The sequence below is a fragment of the Xenorhabdus stockiae genome, from assembly GCF_002632825.1.
In the GTDB taxonomy this organism is placed as follows: domain Bacteria; phylum Pseudomonadota; class Gammaproteobacteria; order Enterobacterales; family Enterobacteriaceae; genus Xenorhabdus; species Xenorhabdus stockiae.
Map to the genome: position 1 here is coordinate 74,894 of NZ_NJAJ01000013.1, position 19,023 is coordinate 93,916.

Sequence of the window (19,023 nt, forward strand, 5' to 3'; positions counted from 1 at the left end):
TATTTAAATACAAATAAAAATTTTGATAAAATTAATATGAGGTTAATATGGAAACAATAACTGCTAAACCTAATCTTCAGCTTGTCTATGTTTCTGATATAGAGCGTTCGACATCCTTTTATACAAAAATATTTAATTCTGAACCGGTTTTTGCTGGCCAACGTTACGTTGCATTTTCTGCTGGTGCTGAAGCTTTATTTTCCATTTGGTCTGGGGGTACGAAACCTGATTTAAATACTCCCCGATTTTCCGAAATTGGCATCATGTTACCAAATAGCGAAGATATAGATAAATTATTTGTAAAATGGCAACAGGAACTAAAAGTTAAAGTATTACAGGAGCCTCATACTGAAGTATTTGGCCGGACGTTTGTTATTGAAGATCCTGACGGTCATATGATTCGCGTTTGTTTATTGGATTAAGATGACAAAATAGAAAGCCCATTGAGGAACAATTATAATAAGAGTCTATATGGTTAGGCTCTTTTAAAAGTAATAGGACTCAGTGAGGAAAGATATGTCAATCCTGATGATTATCAAAGATACACCGGTATGGGTTTGGATCTTATTTGTTTTTTTGGTTCTCCGTGGCATTAAAGCATTAGATGACAGGGAAATGACGGTGAGTCGTCTATTTTTATTGCCAATCGTGTTTTTTATCTGGGCAGTTTATGTTGTACTACATGAAACGGTTTTTCAGGCTTCGGCATTATTAGCGCTTGTTGTGGGGATATTGGCAGGTATTGCAATAGGCTGGAAATTATGGAGTACTCAGCCCCGCTTAAGAAAAAAGCCTGACAGCGATTTGATTATCCGTTCAGGTACTCCTTTGACCTTGATTTTTATCCTGATTATATTTTGCGTTAAATTCATTATTTCCGCCTCGGCAGCAATACATCCAGCGCTAACACACTCTTTTAGCTTCAATTTATTATTTGGTTTTGCCAGTGGTTTGTTAGATGGTATTTTCTGGGGTGGAACACTGAATCTCTACATTCCTTATTATAAGGATCGGCAGAAACGAAGAGTTGAATAAGAATAAAAGGGGGAGTTTTAACCAGGATAAAATCAAAAAGCCCCGTTATTTTAACGAGGCATCATATCTTTATAAGTTATTCAACTGATATTAAATAATGGCGGTGAGGGAGGGATTCGAACCCTCGATACGTTTTCACGTATACACACTTTCCAGGCGTGCTCCTTCAACCACTCGGACACCTCACCGTTTTCTAATTTTTCAGTTGATTACAAAATATGGCGGTGAGGGAGGGATTCGAACCCTCGATACACTTTCGCGTATACACACTTTCCAGGCGTGCTCCTTCAACCACTCGGACACCTCACCATATTTTGTCATTTCAGCGATTTTGTTTGTATTCCTCGCTGCAACGGGGCGCTACTATAGGGAAAAGCAGCGCAGGCGTCAACAGGCTTATCACGATTTTTTCGTGCTTTTTGATTGATTAGACAAATAAAAAACAATTTGCATACGTGATAAGCATTTATAGCACTTTTGCAGTTGTTTTTAATCAAGGCTCTGATAGTTTTTTGTAATTTAGGGTACTGATGCTAAGCGCCGGGCAGCTTCAACAACAGAAGCCCGACGTCTTGCATGTTCTTGCTGGCTATCTGAGCCAGTGAGCATACGTGCTACCTGAGGGACTGCTGACCACCATCCGGCTAGGGACAATATCAAGAATGCCAGATGGTCGGGAGCCAGAGTCTGTGTGATTGAACCCTGTTGCTGTCCATCAGCGACAGCCTGAACCTTGGAACTATAGTATTCGCGTCGTTGCTCCTCGTCCGGCACTTCACCATCGAAAATAAGCCCTTCCCAACGCATAAGCCGGCTTAATTCAGGATGTTCGCGGTGATAATCGTAGGCTTTACCAGCATATTCAGCAAGTTCCTCAATTGTGAAAGGCTTAACCGGTACTTCTTGAGCAACTCTGGCTAATTCACTGCGTAGCACAGTTGAAAATAATGCCCGTTTATCACCAAAGTAATTGTAAATACGTTCTTTATTTACTCCGGCCAATTTAGCAATCTTATCGATAGTAGTGCCATCGGGTCCAAGGTAGGCAAATTCTTTTACTGCCGCTTCTAAAATCCTGCGCTTTGTTGCCTCTGTATCCCAAGCCATAATTTGCTTTCCTATTAATCAGTTGTTGCCATTACAAAAATCATACTATAATAAATTCCAACGTTTTAGTTGGAAATTGAGTGGTGACACACTCGATACTAATTAACAGGTGTGGCTCAGGTATTCCACACTATTCCCAGCTTTGGCGGGGTGGATATCCCATCAGCATTATCAGGATCGGAGGCTGTAGATTATGAATAATCAGATAGACCATATAAAAGAGGCTGCTGGCAATATAAACAACCAAACCGTTTCATCCGAACAAACCTATGTAGTAGGTACCGGTGTGGTTATGTTGTTGGCGGTAATAGCATTGTTTGTCTTAACTCAGCTTTATTTGGCGATCCCTTTGCTCGCGCCTGTCAGTCAGAATTTTAGTTCGGTAGATTCGGAAGAAGTTACATTTGCGCTTGCCACAAGTTTTAGTTTGGCTTATGCCATAGGATTCCTGATTTGGGGACCAATATCGGATCAGTATGGTCGTCGCGTTGTGATGTTATGGGGATTGATGGCAATATCGGTTGCTACCCTCGCATGTTCGTTTGCTCCGTCACTATCATGGTTGGCCAGTCTGCGGGTGATTCAGGGGCTGGCAGCATCTAGCTTTGCCCCCATAGCGTTGGCATATCTAGCTGAAACAGTACCAGAGCGTTATCGTGCTACCGCAATTGGAACTATGTCCACGTCGTTTCTTGTGGCAGGCATTTTTGGGCAGGTTTTAGCAGCTTGGATAGCTCTACGATGGAATTGGAACGAAGTCTTTCTAGTGACGGGAGTATTTCTGATGGCGATGATCCCACTGTTTATTATCGTGGTCAAAGAATCGAAACGTTTTGTTACCGAAGGGCATCTTGGGCACCGCTTTATCGCATTGGGAAGAATTATTGTTCGCCCGGCAGTTTTACTTCTGTCATGCGCGCATATTACGCTGTTGTTATCATTTGTCGCCATGTATATAGCATTAGGCCCCCATTTATGGGAGTTGGGACTGACGCCGGATAAAGTAATTTTACTGCGCTTAATTGGATTACCGGGTATGTTTGCGGCACTGTTGGTGGGTGTATTAGCTCGCAGAGTCAGTATGCCTGCAATTGCCATCATTGGTTATATTACTGCTGCTATCGGGTTGTCACTGGAAGCTATATTGTCACAATCCCTGACTGGCATTGCCATTGGTAGTCTGGTTTTTGTTATTGGTATCGCCCTTGCTATTCCTGCGATGATTACGCAGTTTGGTTCGCTATCAGCGCCCAATCGAGGTGCTGGAATGGCGCTTAATGGATTCATTCTATTTATTGGGGCCAGTATCGGGCCATTAATTGCGGCAGAAATATCTCACTTTGGCATATTACTATCTGTGTTTGTCGTCATGCTTCTTTTGGGGGCCATCTGTGTGGCGGGTAGCGCGTCACTTACTGCAATGCTGAAAAGACCATAAACATAGCATTGCTGCTTAAATAATTCTCAGTACACGAAAATCAGCAGGAATATAAATTGATTTAATTCAATTAAATAGTAGATATTGATGAGCGAATGGACGACATTCAGCTATGTTTTTCTTGACATTTCACCTTTCGGCAATAGTTTTAATCTATTAAAAAATAAAAAGGGATAAGATTATATGAATATCATTTTTTTTAGTCCTGCGTCTGATGCCGATAAGTGGGTTCAAGGAATAACTGAACGTTTACCTGATGCTAAAGTGAGAAAGTGGGCTAAGGGTGATAACGCTCCCGCAGACTATGCTCTCGTTTGGCATCCTCCCTATGAAATGTTGACTGAGCGCTCAGATCTTAAGGGAATATTTTCTCTGGGTGCAGGTGTTGATTCTATTCTCCAGAAAGAGTTGGAAAACCCCGGAGCTTTGCCAGCTAATGTCCCGTTAATCCGCCTCGAAGATACGGGGATGGGGTATCAGATGCAGGAGTATGCAGTGAGTGCGGTGTTACATTATTTCCGGCGAATGGACGAGTATAAACGTAATCAGGAGCAGCGCATTTGGCAGCCATTATCTCCTCACGATCGAAAAGAATTTGTTATCGGTGTACTGGGTGCCGGGGTTTTAGGGCGCTGTGTGATTGAGAAATTAACAGAGTTTAATTTTACGGTACGGTGTTGGAGTCGGACTCCAAAACAACTTACCGGCGTTGAAAATTTTTATGGTGAAGAGCAATTTGGAGAGTTCCTTTCTGACTGTAAGGTATTAATTAACTTACTTCCCAGCACGTCTGAAACCCGTGGTGTGTTAAACTTTTCGGCATTTAGTCAATTAAAAGAAGGTTCATATATCATCAACATAGCGAGAGGTTCTCATCTTGTTGAACAGGATTTACTGACTGCCATTGATAAAGGATATGTTGCCGGCGCAACACTTGATGTCTTCGCTGAAGAGCCGCTGTCAAATATGCACCCATTTTGGACTCATCCCCGTATCACTATTACGCCGCATATTGCTGCAAACACCATTCCGGAACAGGCTATGGATGCCATTTGTAATAATATTCGTCGGATGGAGCAGGGACAAACACCAACTGGCCTTGTGGATATATCGCTTGGCTATTAATAAGCTGCTTTACAGCATGGCGGATGATTAGCAAAATAACGCCATTTGAATGAGTCGTTATTTTAAATTATTGGGATTTAATGAAGTCATGAATGAATTTTCGATTGTCTGCCGCATTTTAGGCACCCTATTTAACCGCGCACCGCAAGATCCTATGTTACAGCCTCTGATGAACATGATTGCTGAAGGTAAATTAAAGCAGGCATGGCCTTTAGAACAGGATGAGTTATTGGTTCGCCTACAACAAAATAGCGATTTATCTCTAATAGAATCAGACTATCAGGCGTTGTTTGTCGGGCAGTCGGCTAAAGTTGCCATTTGCCGCTCTGATTATACTGATGGAACAGAAAATGAAGTGCGTCAGTTCCTGAGCGAGCGGGGTATGCCATTATCTGATACAGCAGCCGATCAGTTTGGCTCTTTATTACTGGCTGCGTCATGGTTGGAAGATCAGGCGGCAGAAGATGAAGTTCAGGCTCAGATAACATTATTCGATGAATATTTATTGCCGTGGTGTGGGCAGTTCCTTGGAAAAGTTGAAGCTCATGCTGTCAGTGGTTTTTATCGGACTCTGGCTATGATTACCCGTGAAGCATTACAGGCACTACGTGAGGAGCTGGAAGCGGAGTGACGTTGTCACTTAGCCGAGGCTAAGTGGATTGATTATCGATAAAATAAGGGCAAATTATTTATGAATAATTTGCCCTTATTATTTCAATGGCAATAAAAATTATTTATCAGTTAAACCAATCACCAGTTTTCCCGGCTTAATTTCCAGTCCCTTAGCGAATTTTGCCGCTGCTGCTTCGGACTTGCTTTTTTCCGGATTAAGAACATAAACCGGATGAGTATCAAAAAACTCAGTTAACGAGGTATTCAGATAAGGAATCAATGCCTTGATCGGTCCAGCTACTTTTTCTGGGGTAGTCTGATAATCGATAATTTCCAGCCCTTTGACAAAAATCGCCCCTTTCTCTGCATCAAATACAGGCTTGGCCCTGATAGCCAATGTCATATCTGCTTGTGTTGAACCAAATAATGTTGAAATTTCAACTTTTCCCTTGCTGGTCAGGATGATTTTTTCCGGATCCTGACGGCCTATCTGACTACTTAAATTTCCCAGAGAAACATTGAAATTTGCTATGCCAGCAATCCCAATTTCTTTCTGATAATGCACTTTTTTTAATAAATAATCATTGAGCAAGCCTTCACTGATGCTGAGATCTTTAAACTGACCGCAACCACTGAGTAAACCAATCAGTACTAACGCTGCCCCTAATAAAAACTTTTTCATGCCGGCTCCTATATTTATTTTTGCTGGGCAGATTCTACACCATTATTCATATTGTTAATGTCTACTAATGGTTACTGGTTCGATTTTTTTCTGATTAAATTGGCGATGAAGAGCATAAATGGTGAATAAGCCGATCAATCCTAATAAAACCCACGGCAATTGAGGCATATTCAAAGCATGACCGGTATCGTAAAGCCAGCCGCCACCGGTATAGCCCAATACGCCACCTAGCGCCAGCCCTAATCGACTGAATCCCATATAACTGCCACGAGCTCTTGGGTCTGCCAGACCGGCGCTGAGGGTTTCCCGGGCAGGCTCTGCCGTAACAGTTCCCAAGTAAAACAGGGCAATAAGGGCAAAAAGCAGGTGCAATTGGTTAATCCAGCCGATAGGAAACATGCAAAGGCTCATTAAAAATAAGCCTATCATCAGGCGCTGTTCCATGCGGAAATGTTTTTCACTCCACCGGGCGATAGGGTAAAGCAATGTCAGGGAAATAACCGCTTCGATAGCATACATCCATTTTACAGCTGTGTGGCTGCCGGACATTTCATGGATAATAATCGGGAACATCAGCATCACTTGTACTGATAAAATAAAATACCCTGTCAGGGTCAGTACATAATAAAAGAAGCGGCGATCTTTAATGACCCGCATCATACCTTCTTTGATGGGGGTGCGGATTGTCGAGATACGATATGCAGGTAGTAACCAGGCATTTGCAATGGCTGCCAGAACAAAAATCCCGGCACCTATCCAGCACACCATATTGAAATTGTATTGTAATAACCAACTTCCTATCAGTGCACCAATTACAGCGCCTGCGCTGTCTTGCATTAATAATAGTGAATAGAAACGACCGCGTTCATGTGGACGGGTTAGTTTAATAACCAGCGCCGCTCGTGGTGGATCGAACAATGTTCCGCCCAAACCAGATAAAATACAGGAAAAGATTAATATCCACGGTTCAGAAGCTATTGCCATCAAAGCGAAGCCTAATGCGCGCAGTAACATACCGCAGACAATCATCGGCTTGGCACCAAATTTATCAGCAATGGCACCACCAAAAATGCCCAGCCCTTGCTGAACAAACTGTCGAGTCCCCAGAGCGAGCCCGACAATGACGGCTGCCCAACCCATTTGCTCGACGAAACGGATCGAAATTAATGGAAAAACAACGAAAAATCCCAGAACAACCAATATGTTATCAAGTAATAAAAAATATTTACCTAAACTACGGGCCTGTGAAACCAATGACATTTCGCACCATCAATATATGAGAAAATAAAAATGAAATTTCTATCATTTTGTACGCAATTCTATTTTTAAGATAGAGGATTTATATATGATATTTTTTTATCGTAAAACAATGATATTGGCTTTTATTAGCTATAAATTATTCAGAATCTTTTTAAAATAAATATCGGGAGAGGGCATGTTTGGTTATCGGTCTACATCGCCTAAAGTTCGTTTTATTACGGACAGGATGATCGTCCGTCTGGTATATGAGCGTGATGCTTATCGTTTGGCTGAATATTATTCAGAAAATAAAGATTTTCTTAAACCGTGGGAGCCGATAAGAGATCGGAGTTTTTACCAACCTTCTGGTTGGACGAATAAGCTAAGTTATGTTGCGGAATTACAACGGCAAAATGCGACATTTAATTTTGTGTTGTTGGATCCTAATGAGAACGAAATTTTAGGTGTGGCAAATTTTACCAATGTTGTACGTGGTGCATTTCACTCCTGTTATTTGGGTTATTCGCTGGCGGAAAAATTGCAAGGGCAGGGGCTTATGTATGAAGCATTGCAACCGGCTCTTCGTTATATGCAAAATCACCAGAAAATGCACCGGATCATGGCTAACTATATGCCGCATAACCAACGAAGTGGAAATTTGCTTAAGAAACTGAATTTTGAGCAGGAAGGTTATGCAAAAAAATACTTAATGATAGATGGTGTCTGGCAGGATCATGTTCTGACGGCATTGACCAACAATGATTGGTGAACGGGAAAGAGCATACAGGGTTAAAAATAATTAATAAAAAGGAGATAGCCAATGTAGGTAGGGTTTTTGTCTGTTAAACTTTGCCTATCAGTGCTATCTCATCGGATCATATTCGGTTCCATTTTAAGCATATCTGATGACGTTGCTTTACGCTTTCACGCTCATTTCATAGAAATATACTTATTAAACAATATCATGAACTTACTAAAATCACTGGCAGCCGTCAGTTCAATGACGATGTTTTCCCGCGTTCTGGGTTTCATCCGTGATGCTATTATTGCCCGTATATTTGGGGCCGGCGTAGCAACAGACGCCTTCTTTGTTGCGTTCAAGTTACCTAACCTATTACGTCGTATTTTTGCTGAGGGGGCTTTTTCACAGGCTTTTGTTCCCATTCTTGCCGAATATAAAAATCAGCAGGGGGATGAAGCAACACGAACTTTTATCGCTTATGTGTCCGGTATGCTGACATTAATCTTAGCGATTGTTACCGTAATTGGGATAATTGCTGCGCCGTGGGTTATTTATGTAACCGCGCCGGGCTTTGTTGATACACCGGATAAGTTTACGTTGACCCGTGATTTACTCAGAATCACATTCCCTTATATTTTCTTAATATCTTCGGCATCTTTGGCAGGGGCAATTCTGAATACATGGAACCGTTTTTCAGTACCTGCTTTTGCACCAACTTTGCTTAATGTCAGCATGATCTTCTTTGCGTTGTTCGTGGCACCTTACTGTAATCCTCCCGTGATGGCGCTAGGATGGGCTGTGGTTGCTGGTGGTATTTTGCAACTGGCTTACCAGCTCCCTCATCTGAAAAAAATAGGTATGTTAGTGCTGCCTCGGGTTTCTTTCCGTGATAGCGGTGTATGGCGTGTTATTCGCCAGATGGGACCGGCTATTCTCGGAGTATCAGTCAGCCAGATTTCTTTGATTATCAATACGATTTTTGCTTCATTTCTGGTTTCCGGCTCTGTTTCATGGATGTATTACGCTGATCGATTAATGGAATTACCTTCTGGTGTCTTAGGGGTCGCATTGGGAACGATTTTATTGCCATCTCTGGCGAAAAGTTTTTCCAGTGGAAATCATGATGAATACCGGAAACTGATGGATTGGGGGCTACGCCTTTGCTTTTTGCTGGCATTGCCTTGTGCTGTGGCATTGGGGATTTTGGCTGAACCATTAACAGTATCACTGTTTCAGTATGGTAATTTTTCTGCTTTTGATGCAGCCATGACACAACGGGCATTAATCGCCTATTGCTTTGGCTTAATGGGGTTGATCGTTGTTAAGGTTTTGGCTCCCGGTTTTTATTCCCGTCAGGATATTAAAACACCGGTCAAGATTGCGATTGCAACCTTGATTTTAACTCAGCTAATGAACCTTGCTTTTATCGGGCCTCTGAAACATGCAGGATTAGCCCTTTCCATTGGTTTAGCCGCCTGTTTCAATGCAGTGATGCTGTACTGGCAATTGCGTAAGCGTGAGATATTTAAACCATTAGCAGGATGGGGAATATTCTTGCTTAAATTGCTGGTGGCAATTGTAGTTATGGTTGGCGTTCTGCTGGCGATGCTATGGCTCATGCCGAACTGGGAACAGGGCAATATGGCAATGCGTTTGTTGAGATTGATGGGCGTTGTGGTTGCCGGGGCAGGCAGCTATTTTGCCGCATTAGCTTTGTTGGGATTCCGGTTAAAGGATTTCGCACATCGGGGATTACAGTGATTATTTAATCTATTAGTGTGTTTAAATCCCCCGCCGCAAACGGCGGGGTATTTTTATAGTTCGATTACATCCGTTCTACAGTCTGAATCCCCAGAGTATCCAGACCCTGCTTCAGGGTTTTTGCCGTCAGTAAAGCCAGTTTCAGTCGGCTCTGACGCAATTCTTCATTTTCTGCATTCAGGATTGGGCAGTGTTCATAGAAACCGGAGAACAGGCCAGCCAGATCATACAGATAAGCACACATCACATGTGGTGTCCCTTCACGAGCTACTGTTGTGATTGTTTCTTCGAATTGCAGAAGGCGGGTAGCCAGCGTTTGCTCGCGTTCTTCATTCAGTACAACGGGTAGTGTCAGGCTGTTTTCATCGATTTCAGCGCGTTTGAAAATAGAGGAGACACGGGTATATGCATACTGCATATAAGGAGCAGTGTTGCCATCAAAAGCCAGCATATTATCCCAGTCAAATACATAGTCTGTTGTGCGGCTCTTGGAGAGATCAGCGTATTTTACTGCGCCAATACCAACTGCCTCGATAACTTTTTTAAGTTCATCTTCCGGCATATCCGGGTTTTTCTCGCGGATAAGTGCATCTGCACGTTCAATGGCTTCATCCAGCAGATCAGCTAATTTCACTGTACCGCCAGCGCGGGTTTTGAATGGTTTGCCATCTTTGCCCAGCATCATGCCGAACATGTGATGTTCCAGTGACATGGATTCAGGGATGTAGCCGGCTTTGCGTACAATTGTCCAAGCCTGCATTAAATGTTGGTGTTGGCGTGAATCGATGTAGTAAAGCACACGGTCTGCATTCAGGATTTCATGGCGGTATTTGGCACAGGCGATATCTGTCGTTGTATAGAGGTAGCCACCATCTTTTTTCTGGATGATAACGCCCATCGGTTCACCTTCTTTATTTTTGAATTCATCAAGGTAAACCACGGTTGCGCCATCACTTTCAACAGCAATACCACGTTGTTTCAGGTCAGCAACGACCCCCGGCAGCATATCGTTATAAAGGCTTTCGCCCATCACGTCTTTTTCTGTCAACGTGACATTCAGGCGGTCATAAGTTGCCTGATTCTGTGACATGGTTATTTCAACCAATTTACGCCACATATTGCGGCAATATTCATCACCACCTTGTAGTTTTACAACATAGCCGCGGGCGCGAATGGCAAATTCTTCGTCTTCGTCATAATTTTTCTTGGCGGCGCGATAAAATTCTTCCAAATCTTCTAATGCCATATCACTGGCATTTTCATTCTGTACTTTTTCCAGATAGGCGATCAGCATGCCGAACTGAGTACCCCAGTCGCCAAGGTGGTTAGCACGAATAACTTTATGGCCGAGGAATTCAAGGGTACGCGCTGCAGCATCACCGATGATGGTTGAGCGGATATGACCAATATGCATCTGTTTAGCGACATTAGGAGCAGAATAATCGATAACGATAGTCTGTGGTTCTACAGGAGATACCCCCAGTTTTTCTGCTGTCAGCGCGTTTTCTACATTTGTGGCAACCCATGTTTTATCAAGGAAGATATTGATAAAACCCGGACCCGCGATTTCAACTTTGCTGGCAATTCCTTGCAGATCCAGCAAATTGACAACTTTTTCTGCCAGTTGTCGTGGTGGCATACCAACTTTTTTCGCGGCCGCCATGACACCATTTGCTTGATAGTCACCAAATTGAGCTTTTGCAGATTGACGAACGTGAGCCTCACTATCGGCTGGAGCACCAGCTGCAATCAGCGCACTACTGATTTTTTCTGAAAGAATAGCCTGTATATTCACAGTGTTACCTTAAATTACGTGCCAAAACCCATACATTTTTATAATGCAGCATTTTCTGGCATGCGGGTTATGAGAAAATAACGGGGTTTATACCATATTCAATACCCTGCATGCTACTATCAGCCCAGTTGGCAGGGGGACTTTTTGTTTTTGCTTCTTCTTTTGGTGGATTCTTCGTCGAGGGAAGATATCTGATAGCATCATTAATCTCTGATACGAAGAAAAGCTGGTTATTACGATGACTTTCCACAAACAAAATCACGCAAACTAGTACTGATATGGGGGCACTTCGTAATATCCCTTAAAATAGCGATTTTTACCCGATAATTAACGAATGCTTGCAGTATTTCGCCAGCAATTTCCGTTTTTAATATGAAGCCAGCAATATTTCTGCATTCATGACTAAGGATAATATTAATGGCATCCTGCCGTTAGCGGAAAGGCTATGGGGTATCTGTAATATGGATAAATAATGTGTTTGTTATTACGCCAAAATAATAGAAATATTAATAATTATTATCCAATACAAAGAATTAATGAGTAATTATCATAATATACTCGCTTAAATTAAGAATTAGTGATTGAACAAAATATGAGCCTCTATGCAGGCAATCATCGCGCTGATAAAGAGTCATATAAATGTGATTAATACTCTGATATTTAGAAAGTATTTAGCTAATTGATTTGTTTTGATGGATGTTCAGGTTGTTATAATTGTGCAGCTAATAGCTGATAATGCCACTGTGATCAAGCATTATTCTTTTTCTATCTATTAATCTTGATAAAAATGCGGACATATCAGCAAAATTGACTTTTTCATAACGATTTATCAGCAAAAAATTCTGTTCTTGTGATTTGCAATATGTCATTTTGAAAAATAGTTGTCATAGTTAATAAGTTCGCTAATGGAATATTTCGAATCTATTTATGACGCATTGACAGATTTGAATTCAGAGGAGGGGTTAATGCTAAAACTGGAAATTTGTTGTTATAGCGTAAATTGTGCACTTATTGCACAAGAGGCAGGAGCTGATCGAATCGAATTGTGTGCAGGGCCATTGGAAGGGGGGCTGACCCCCAGTATGGGAATATTAAAACAAGCGTTGCAATGTTTATCTATTCCTGTACATCCGATTGTTCGGCCCAGAGGCGGAGATTTTTGCTACAGTAAATTCGATTTTGAAGCGATGAAAAATGATGTTTCCTTTATCCGCGATATGGGGTTTCCCGGTGTTTCTTTCGGTATTTTGAACGAAGAAGGGAAAGTTGATATGTTGCGCATGAGGCAACTGATGTCTTTGGCTGGAGATATGGCTGTTACGTTCCATCGCGCTTTTGATATGTGTTGTGATCCGCTGTATACGCTGGAGCAGCTGACCGAACTGGGTGTAAAGCGGATATTAACTTCTGGTCAGCAAAGTAGTGCAGAGTTAGGCTTACATTTATTAAAAGAATTGGCGCAGGCCAGTCGTGGCCCTAGTATTATGCCGGGAGCGGGTGTCCGGGCCAGTAATATTAGTAAGTTTTTAGAAATTGGCGTGAAGGAAGTGCACAGCTCAGCAGGGAAGATTGTATCTTCTAAAATGGTCTACCGTAAGGCTGGTGTAAGAATGAATTCCGAAGACCGTGAAATAGAGGAATACACCAATTATAGTGTCGATCCTGAGTTAGTAGAATCCATGAAAGGAGTAATGATCCTGATTGATCATTAAATCCCGGCTAAAATCACCTCTGAACATTGAAGGTGTGAACTGCCACAACGAGCAATTCACACATCAATATTTAAATTTGCAGGTTTTAAGGCTTGCGGGCAATAAGAACGGCGCGCAATGGTGCCGGATAGCCTTCAATTGTTTTGCGCTGATCTGACGGGTCAAGGAAATCAGCCAAAGATTCGGTTTTCATCCACTCTGTCTGACGTTGCTCATCTGTCGTTGTCACGGCCTGATCAACGATCCTGACATCGACAAAACCACATTTTTCCAGCCATGTTTTCAACATTTCAGCTGAAGGAATAAAGTAAACATTGCGCATTTGCGCGTAACGTTCACCCGGGATTAGGCATTGATATTCATCTCCTTCAATGACTAAACTTTCCAGAATCAGCTCTCCGCCGGAGACTAACTGATTTTTCAACTGCCACAAATGGTCAAGAGGTGAACGGCGATGGTAAAGTACTCCCATGGAGAAGACAGTATCAAACGCTTTTAATTCAGGTAACTGTTCAATACCCAGTGGGAGTAGGTGAGCACGTTGGTCATTACCCAAGAGTTTTCTGACGGCTTCAAACTGGCAAAGGAAAAGTTGAGTAGGATCGATACCGACAACTAACTCCGCACCTTCACCCACCATACGCCACATGTGATAACCACTGCCACAACCGACATCAAGTATGGTTTTTCCTTCGAGAGGGGAAATATGTGGTAAAACACGATCCCATTTCCAATCAGAGCGCCATTCAGTATCAATTTCAACACCGTATAACGAAAAAGGCCCTTTGCGCCAGGGCATCAGGATTTTCAGTATATTGCGGATACGTGCTTTTTCACCATCGGGTAATTCGGGAATGTGTGTGGCGATGACACCGTTCTTCAAATCAAGGTGAGAGGGTTGAATTTCAGGTAAGTTTTCCAGATTCTTTAACCACGAACTGAATTGGCCGTGCAGTGAGGCTTTCTGCCAATGGTTTAATTGTGCCGGTAAACATTCCAACCAATGGCTCAGATGGTTTTTGGCAATTAATTGATAAAAATTCCCGAAATCGATCATTATTCGGCTCCCTTAACAGCTAATAGCGAACCGAAATTGAAACACTGGAACCAGACTTCGCTATGTTGGAAACCGGCTTGTTTCAGGCGTGATTTATGAGTCTCAACAGAATCTGTCCGCATGACATTTTCCAGCATGCTGCGTTTTTGACTTATTTCCAGCTCACTGTAGCCATTAGCCCGTTTGAAGTCATGATGCATGCTGAACAGTAATTCACCAATGTTCTGATCTTCAAAATTGAACTTCTCAGACAGAACCAGAACACCCCCGGGTTTTAGTCCGGTATAAATTTTATTTAATATTTTCTGGCGATCATCCGGCTGAAGAAACTGCAATGTGAAATTCAGTACCACCATTGAAGCATTTTGAATGTCGGTATCAAGAATATCCTGTTCGATGATTTCAACGGGAGTTTTTGCCTTGAAAGCATCAATATGACGGCGGCAGCGTTCGACCATAGCCGGTGAGTTATCAACAGCAATAATACGGCAGCCGTCAACATTAATATTGCGGCGAATAGATAAAGTGGCTGCACCGAGGGAGCAACCAAGATCATAAATCTGGCTGTCCGGCGTGACAAAGCGGCTTGCCAGCATGCCTATCATGGAGATGATATTTGAGTAACCAGGAATGGAGCGTTTCACCATATCTGGAAAGACTTCGGCAACACGTTCATCAAAACTCCAGTCACCTAAGTTAGCGATTGGAGCAGAAAACAGGCTGTCCCGTTGGTTGTGCGGATCTTGATTTGACATAACAACATTGATTTTGGAAACAATTAAGAATTGGCTATTCTAGCAGAATGCAGGAAAAGGCAGGAAGCGCTAATCTAACAGAACTGTTTTGAGCAGTAAGATCAGGTAGTAAAGATGCCAATTGAAATGAATAATTGGCCTCTTTAATAATCAGTCAATCCGGGGGCTGGTTACGAATAAGGAGAAAATATTGGCTCCCAAGGCAAATAATATATGTTGGCAACAACCATTATGATCATTGACATAAAGGTCGCCCCCATACCCATTCGCCGCCATCGGAGTTCACGCTGCTTTAGGCCATAGAAATGCAATAACCTGCCAGCAAGTAGTAATATTCCGCAAATATGCAGCATCCAGACTGTTGCTCCATTCATTTCCATGACCAGTAACAGAAGTAAGGAAATAGGAATATATTCAACAGCATTACCATGAACGCGAATCGCTGTTTGTAATTCGTAAAAACCGCCATCACCATATGCAACCTGATACTGTGTTCTTAATTTAATCACATCAAGAGACAGTTTAATTAACAATAGTGCGCCCAATACAATATAAAGTGAGCTAACCATTTCTAACTCCATTGCCTAACCCAAAAACGGCTTACTGATGATAAACCTCAAAAGTAAAACTGTCGCTATAAATCATCATATTTAATGATAAATTGGATTTGGTTTATCTGATTGTGAAAATTGTCTTGTCATGAAACGTGTTATAGCCTTATCTCCAGATAGAATTTCCAGTATAATGGCTTCCTTTTTTGACAATTCTTCCTAAAAGAACAATGCCAAAATTTCCGCAGCAGAATGCATAACGAGCTGAGTAAAAGGATATTGTATGCGTACTAATTATTGTGGGCAGTTGAGCCGGGCCCATGAAGGCCAAAAAGTGACTTTATCAGGTTGGGTAAACCGCCGTCGTGATTTGGGTGGTCTTATTTTTATTGATATGCGAGATCGTGAAGGTATCGTTCAGGTATTTTTTGATCCGGATAGAAAAGACGCATTTGCTCAGGCTTCTGAACTGCGTAATGAGTTTTGTATTCAAATTACCGGGATTGTACGCGCCCGTCCTGACAGCCAGATCAATAAAGATATGGCGACAGGGGAAATTGAAGTTTTTGCTGAAAGTCTTGAAATCTTCAACCGTTCAGAGCCATTACCGCTGGATAGCAACCAAAACAACAGTGAAGAACAGCGCCTGAAATATCGCTATCTTGATCTGCGTCGCACGGAAATGTCTCAGCGTTTCAAAACCCGGGCAAAAATCACGAGTTTTGTCCGTCGCTTTATGGATGATGCCGGTTTTCTGGATGTGGAAACTCCGATGCTGACTAAAGCAACACCAGAAGGTGCGCGGGATTATCTGGTACCAAGCCGTGTACATAAAGGCAAGTTTTATGCACTGCCTCAGTCTCCACAGCTGTTCAAGCAATTGCTGATGATGTCCGGTTTTGACCGTTATTATCAAATCGTCAAATGTTTCCGTGATGAAGACCTGCGTGCTGATCGTCAGCCAGAATTCACTCAGATTGATGTTGAAACTTCATTTATGACCGCTGAGCAGGTTCGCGAAATCATGGAAAAAATGATCCGTGAACTGTGGCTGGAAATTCGTGGTGTCGATTTGGGGACTTTCCCTATCATGACGTTCGCTGAAGCCATGCGCCGCTTTGGTTCGGACAAACCGGATCTGCGTAACCCGCTGGAATTAGTTGATGTTGCTGATTTGGTTAAAGACGTTGAATTTGCTGTTTTTGCTGAACCCGCAAATAACCCTAAAGGACGTGTAGCAACCATTCGTGTACCGGGTGGCGCTGAGCTGAGCCGCAAACAGATAGATGAATACGGCAAGTTTGTCGGGATCTATGGTGCGAAAGGATTGGCATGGATGAAGGTTAATAACCGTGCCGCTGGTCTGGAAGGTGTTCAAAGCCCGATTGCCAAGTTCCTGTCCGCAGAAGTGGTTGAGGGCTTGTTGTCCCGTACTAATGCACAAGACGGTGATATTCTGTTCTTCGGTGCTGACCAGAAAAATATCGTTACTGATGCCATGGGCGCACTGCGTCTGAAAGTGGGTCGTGACCTGAGCCTGACCGACCTGACCAGCTGGAAACCGCTTTGGGTTGTTGATTTCCCAATGTTTGAAGGCGATGGAGAAGGTGGTCTGGCTGCAATGCACCATCCATTTACTTCTCCATGCGATATGTCTGCTGAAGATCTGGAAAGCAACCCTGAATCTGCTATTGCGAATGCATATGATATGGTTATCAATGGCTACGAAGTGGGTGGTGGTTCAGTCCGTATCCATCGTAATGAAATGCAGCAGGCGGTATTCCGCATTCTGGGTATCACCGAAGAAGAGCAACAGGAAAAATTCGGTTTCCTTCTGAATGCCCTGAAATATGGCACGCCTCCTCATGCAGGGCTGGCTTTTGGTCTGGATCGCCTCGTCATGTTGCTGACGGATACTGATAATATCCGTGATGTGATTGCATTCCCGAAAACAACCGCAGCAGCATGTCTGATGACTGAAGCACCGGGTTACGCAAGTTCGGCAGCACTGGAAGAGTTAGCTATTTCGGTTACTAAAAAAGAGAGCGAATAATGGATTACAAGCGCCCTGAATCTGTGCTGGTTGTTATTTATGCTGCCGACAGCAAAAGGGTGCTGATGTTACAACGGCGGGACGATCCTGATTTCTGGCAATCCGTTACGGGGAGCCTCGAAGAGAACGAAAAGCCGTATGAAGCAGCGTTGCGTGAAGTGCAGGAAGAGATTGGGATTGATATTGTCAGTGCCAATCTTGAACTGATAGATTGTCAGCGCAGCCTCTATTATGAGATTTTTTCACATTTACGTTATCGATATGCTCCTGGGGTAACACGGAACAAAGAACACTGGTTTTTGCTGCCGTTGCCCGGGGAGTGCGAGATCCTGCTGACAGAGCATCTGGCTTATCAATGGCTGGCAGTAGAAAAAGCGGCCAGCCTGACTAAGTCATGGAGCAATCAGCAGGCAATTGAAGAGTTTGTTATTTAGTCTGCTAAACCTGACAGATTTCACTTTACCGCAGATAAAGCAGGTAAACTGAATGATGAAGGGTACAGACGTTTTATCGGAGATATTTTCATGGCAGGTCATAGTAAGTGGGCCAATACGAAGCACCGTAAAGCGGCGCAGGATGCAAAACGCGGTAAAATTTTCACTAAAATTATCCGTGAGTTAGTCACTGCGGCACGTTTGGGTGGTGGTGATCCTGACTCTAACCCACGTCTTCGCGCAGCGATTGACAAGGCGCTGTCCAATAACATGACTCGTGATACCTTAAACCGTGCTATTGCCCGTGGTGTGGGTAATGACGAGTCAGATAACATGGAAACCATCATTTATGAAGGTTATGGCCCGGGTGGTACAGCTGTAATGGTTGAGTGCCTGAGTGATAACCGTAACCGTACAGTTTCCGATGTTCGTCACGCATTCACCAAAACAGGCGGTAATTTGGGTACGGATGGTTCTGTTGCTTATCTGTTCACCAAAAAGGGTGTCATTTCCTATGCGCCGGGTCTGGATGAAGATGCTGTGATGGAAGCGGCTTTGGAAGCAGGCGCTGATGATGTTGAAACTTATGATGATGGTGCGATTGATGTCTATACTACACCAGAGAGTTTTGGTGAAGTTAAAGATGCACTGGATGCAGCGGGTTTCAAGGCTGATTCTGCCGAAGTTTCCATGATCCCATCGACGAAAGCAGAACTGGACGCAGAAACAGCACCTAAATTACTTCGTCTAATTGATATGCTTGAAGACTCTGACGACGTTCAAGAAGTTTATCACAATGGTGAAATTTCTGATGAAGTTGCAGCTTTGCTGTAATTCACATTAGGGTTCACAGCGTAGAGAAAGTGCACCTTATGTCAGGGCACTTTCTCTAACGTTTTTATTTATGCATTCTTATTCCGGATTC

19 protein-coding genes and 2 tRNA genes are annotated in these 19,023 nt (G+C 42.9%); 11 read left to right on the forward strand and 10 right to left on the reverse strand.

Translation table 11 applies throughout. The annotated features are described in order from the left end of the window. Positions 1 to 47 precede the first annotated feature (47 nt). Positions 48 to 422, forward strand: a complete 375-nt coding sequence (locus Xsto_RS08475; protein ID WP_099111186.1) for a VOC family protein — start codon at positions 48 to 50, stop codon at positions 420 to 422. Between the two features lie 94 nt (positions 423 to 516). Then, positions 517 to 1,035 carry a DUF6622 family protein gene (locus tag Xsto_RS08480; protein WP_099111185.1) on the forward strand — a complete coding sequence of 173 codons (519 nt, stop codon included), beginning with the start codon at positions 517 to 519 and terminating at the stop codon, positions 1,033 to 1,035. A 98-nt stretch (positions 1,036 to 1,133) separates the two neighbouring features. Here Xsto_RS08480 and Xsto_RS08485 read toward each other — a convergent pair. The 3 genes from Xsto_RS08485 to Xsto_RS08495 all read right to left on the reverse strand — a co-directional run bounded on the left by Xsto_RS08485 (position 1,134) and on the right by Xsto_RS08495 (position 2,142). Then, a tRNA-Ser gene (locus Xsto_RS08485) sits at positions 1,134 to 1,223 on the reverse strand. A 31-nt stretch (positions 1,224 to 1,254) separates the two neighbouring features. Next, positions 1,255 to 1,344, reverse strand: a tRNA-Ser gene (locus tag Xsto_RS08490). A 210-nt stretch (positions 1,345 to 1,554) separates the two neighbouring features. Beyond that, on the reverse strand, positions 1,555 to 2,142 hold the full coding sequence (locus Xsto_RS08495; protein WP_099124770.1) for a TetR/AcrR family transcriptional regulator: 588 nt from the start codon (positions 2,140 to 2,142) through the stop codon (positions 1,555 to 1,557). A 193-nt stretch (positions 2,143 to 2,335) separates the two neighbouring features. On the opposite strand from Xsto_RS08495, the gene Xsto_RS08500 reads away from it, so the two are divergent. From Xsto_RS08500 to Xsto_RS08510, 3 genes are all read left to right on the forward strand, one after another. Beyond that, positions 2,336 to 3,580, forward strand: coding sequence for an MFS transporter (locus Xsto_RS08500; RefSeq protein ID WP_211284299.1), 1,245 nt, complete (start codon positions 2,336 to 2,338; stop codon positions 3,578 to 3,580). 183 nt (positions 3,581 to 3,763) lie between these two features. Further along, entirely contained in the window at positions 3,764 to 4,705 is a 942-nt protein-coding gene (gene ghrA, locus Xsto_RS08505) for a glyoxylate/hydroxypyruvate reductase GhrA (RefSeq protein ID WP_099124771.1), read from the forward strand. 88 nt (positions 4,706 to 4,793) lie between these two features. After that, positions 4,794 to 5,336 (forward strand): TorD/DmsD family molecular chaperone, encoded by a 543-nt coding sequence (locus Xsto_RS08510; protein WP_099124794.1) that lies wholly within the window; start codon positions 4,794 to 4,796, stop codon positions 5,334 to 5,336. Positions 5,337 to 5,435: 99 nt separating this feature from the next. Here Xsto_RS08510 and Xsto_RS08515 read toward each other — a convergent pair whose 3' ends face one another. Beyond that, the gene (locus Xsto_RS08515) at positions 5,436 to 5,999 is read right to left on the reverse strand and encodes a lipoprotein (protein ID WP_099110180.1); all 564 of its coding nucleotides are present in this window, start codon (positions 5,997 to 5,999) and stop codon (positions 5,436 to 5,438) included. Between the two features lie 54 nt (positions 6,000 to 6,053). After that, positions 6,054 to 7,259, reverse strand: coding sequence for a multidrug efflux MFS transporter MdtH (gene mdtH / locus Xsto_RS08520; RefSeq protein WP_099110179.1), 1,206 nt, complete (start codon positions 7,257 to 7,259; stop codon positions 6,054 to 6,056). A gap of 175 nt (positions 7,260 to 7,434) precedes the next feature. Between mdtH and rimJ the strand changes: the two genes are divergently transcribed. Together rimJ and murJ are read left to right on the forward strand one after the other, a co-directional pair. After that, positions 7,435 to 8,007 carry a ribosomal protein S5-alanine N-acetyltransferase gene (gene rimJ, locus Xsto_RS08525; protein ID WP_099110178.1) on the forward strand — a complete coding sequence of 191 codons (573 nt, stop codon included), beginning with the start codon at positions 7,435 to 7,437 and terminating at the stop codon, positions 8,005 to 8,007. Positions 8,008 to 8,202: 195 nt separating this feature from the next. After that, positions 8,203 to 9,741, forward strand: coding sequence for a murein biosynthesis integral membrane protein MurJ (gene murJ, locus Xsto_RS08530; RefSeq protein ID WP_099124772.1), 1,539 nt, complete (start codon positions 8,203 to 8,205; stop codon positions 9,739 to 9,741). 64 nt (positions 9,742 to 9,805) lie between these two features. Here the strand turns inward: murJ and argS are convergent, their stop codons facing one another. Together argS and Xsto_RS22840 are read right to left on the reverse strand one after the other, a co-directional pair. Continuing rightward, positions 9,806 to 11,536, reverse strand: coding sequence for an arginine--tRNA ligase (argS, locus tag Xsto_RS08535; protein WP_099124773.1), 1,731 nt, complete (start codon positions 11,534 to 11,536; stop codon positions 9,806 to 9,808). A gap of 233 nt (positions 11,537 to 11,769) precedes the next feature. Then, positions 11,770 to 11,955 (reverse strand): DUF4180 domain-containing protein, encoded by a 186-nt coding sequence (locus Xsto_RS22840; RefSeq protein WP_099124795.1) that lies wholly within the window; start codon positions 11,953 to 11,955, stop codon positions 11,770 to 11,772. Positions 11,956 to 12,501: 546 nt separating this feature from the next. Here Xsto_RS22840 and cutC point away from each other — a divergent pair. Further along, positions 12,502 to 13,248, forward strand: coding sequence for a copper homeostasis protein CutC (gene cutC / locus Xsto_RS08545; RefSeq protein WP_099110175.1), 747 nt, complete (start codon positions 12,502 to 12,504; stop codon positions 13,246 to 13,248). 85 nt (positions 13,249 to 13,333) lie between these two features. On the opposite strand, the gene cmoB is transcribed toward cutC, so the two are convergent. The 3 genes from cmoB to Xsto_RS08560 form a co-directional block, all read right to left on the reverse strand. After that, positions 13,334 to 14,305, reverse strand: coding sequence for a tRNA 5-methoxyuridine(34)/uridine 5-oxyacetic acid(34) synthase CmoB (gene cmoB, locus Xsto_RS08550; RefSeq protein ID WP_099124774.1), 972 nt, complete (start codon positions 14,303 to 14,305; stop codon positions 13,334 to 13,336). Beyond that, positions 14,305 to 15,060 carry a carboxy-S-adenosyl-L-methionine synthase CmoA gene (gene cmoA, locus Xsto_RS08555; protein ID WP_099110173.1) on the reverse strand — a complete coding sequence of 252 codons (756 nt, stop codon included), beginning with the start codon at positions 15,058 to 15,060 and terminating at the stop codon, positions 14,305 to 14,307. The genes cmoB and cmoA overlap by 1 nt, the downstream gene beginning before the upstream one ends. 170 nt (positions 15,061 to 15,230) lie before the next feature. Further along, positions 15,231 to 15,629, reverse strand: a complete 399-nt coding sequence (locus Xsto_RS08560; protein ID WP_099110172.1) for an MAPEG family protein — start codon at positions 15,627 to 15,629, stop codon at positions 15,231 to 15,233. A 265-nt stretch (positions 15,630 to 15,894) separates the two neighbouring features. Between Xsto_RS08560 and aspS the strand changes: the two genes are divergently transcribed. The 3 genes from aspS (at position 15,895) to Xsto_RS08575 (ending at position 18,932) form a co-directional block, all read left to right on the forward strand. After that, positions 15,895 to 17,664, forward strand: coding sequence for an aspartate--tRNA ligase (gene aspS, locus Xsto_RS08565; RefSeq protein ID WP_099124775.1), 1,770 nt, complete (start codon positions 15,895 to 15,897; stop codon positions 17,662 to 17,664). Further along, positions 17,664 to 18,098, forward strand: coding sequence for a dihydroneopterin triphosphate diphosphatase (gene nudB / locus Xsto_RS08570; protein WP_099124776.1), 435 nt, complete (start codon positions 17,664 to 17,666; stop codon positions 18,096 to 18,098). Before aspS ends, nudB begins: the two co-directional genes overlap by 1 nt. 90 nt (positions 18,099 to 18,188) lie before the next feature. Further along, entirely contained in the window at positions 18,189 to 18,932 is a 744-nt protein-coding gene (locus Xsto_RS08575) for a YebC/PmpR family DNA-binding transcriptional regulator (protein ID WP_099110169.1), read from the forward strand. Positions 18,933 to 19,023: the final 91 nt, after the last annotated feature.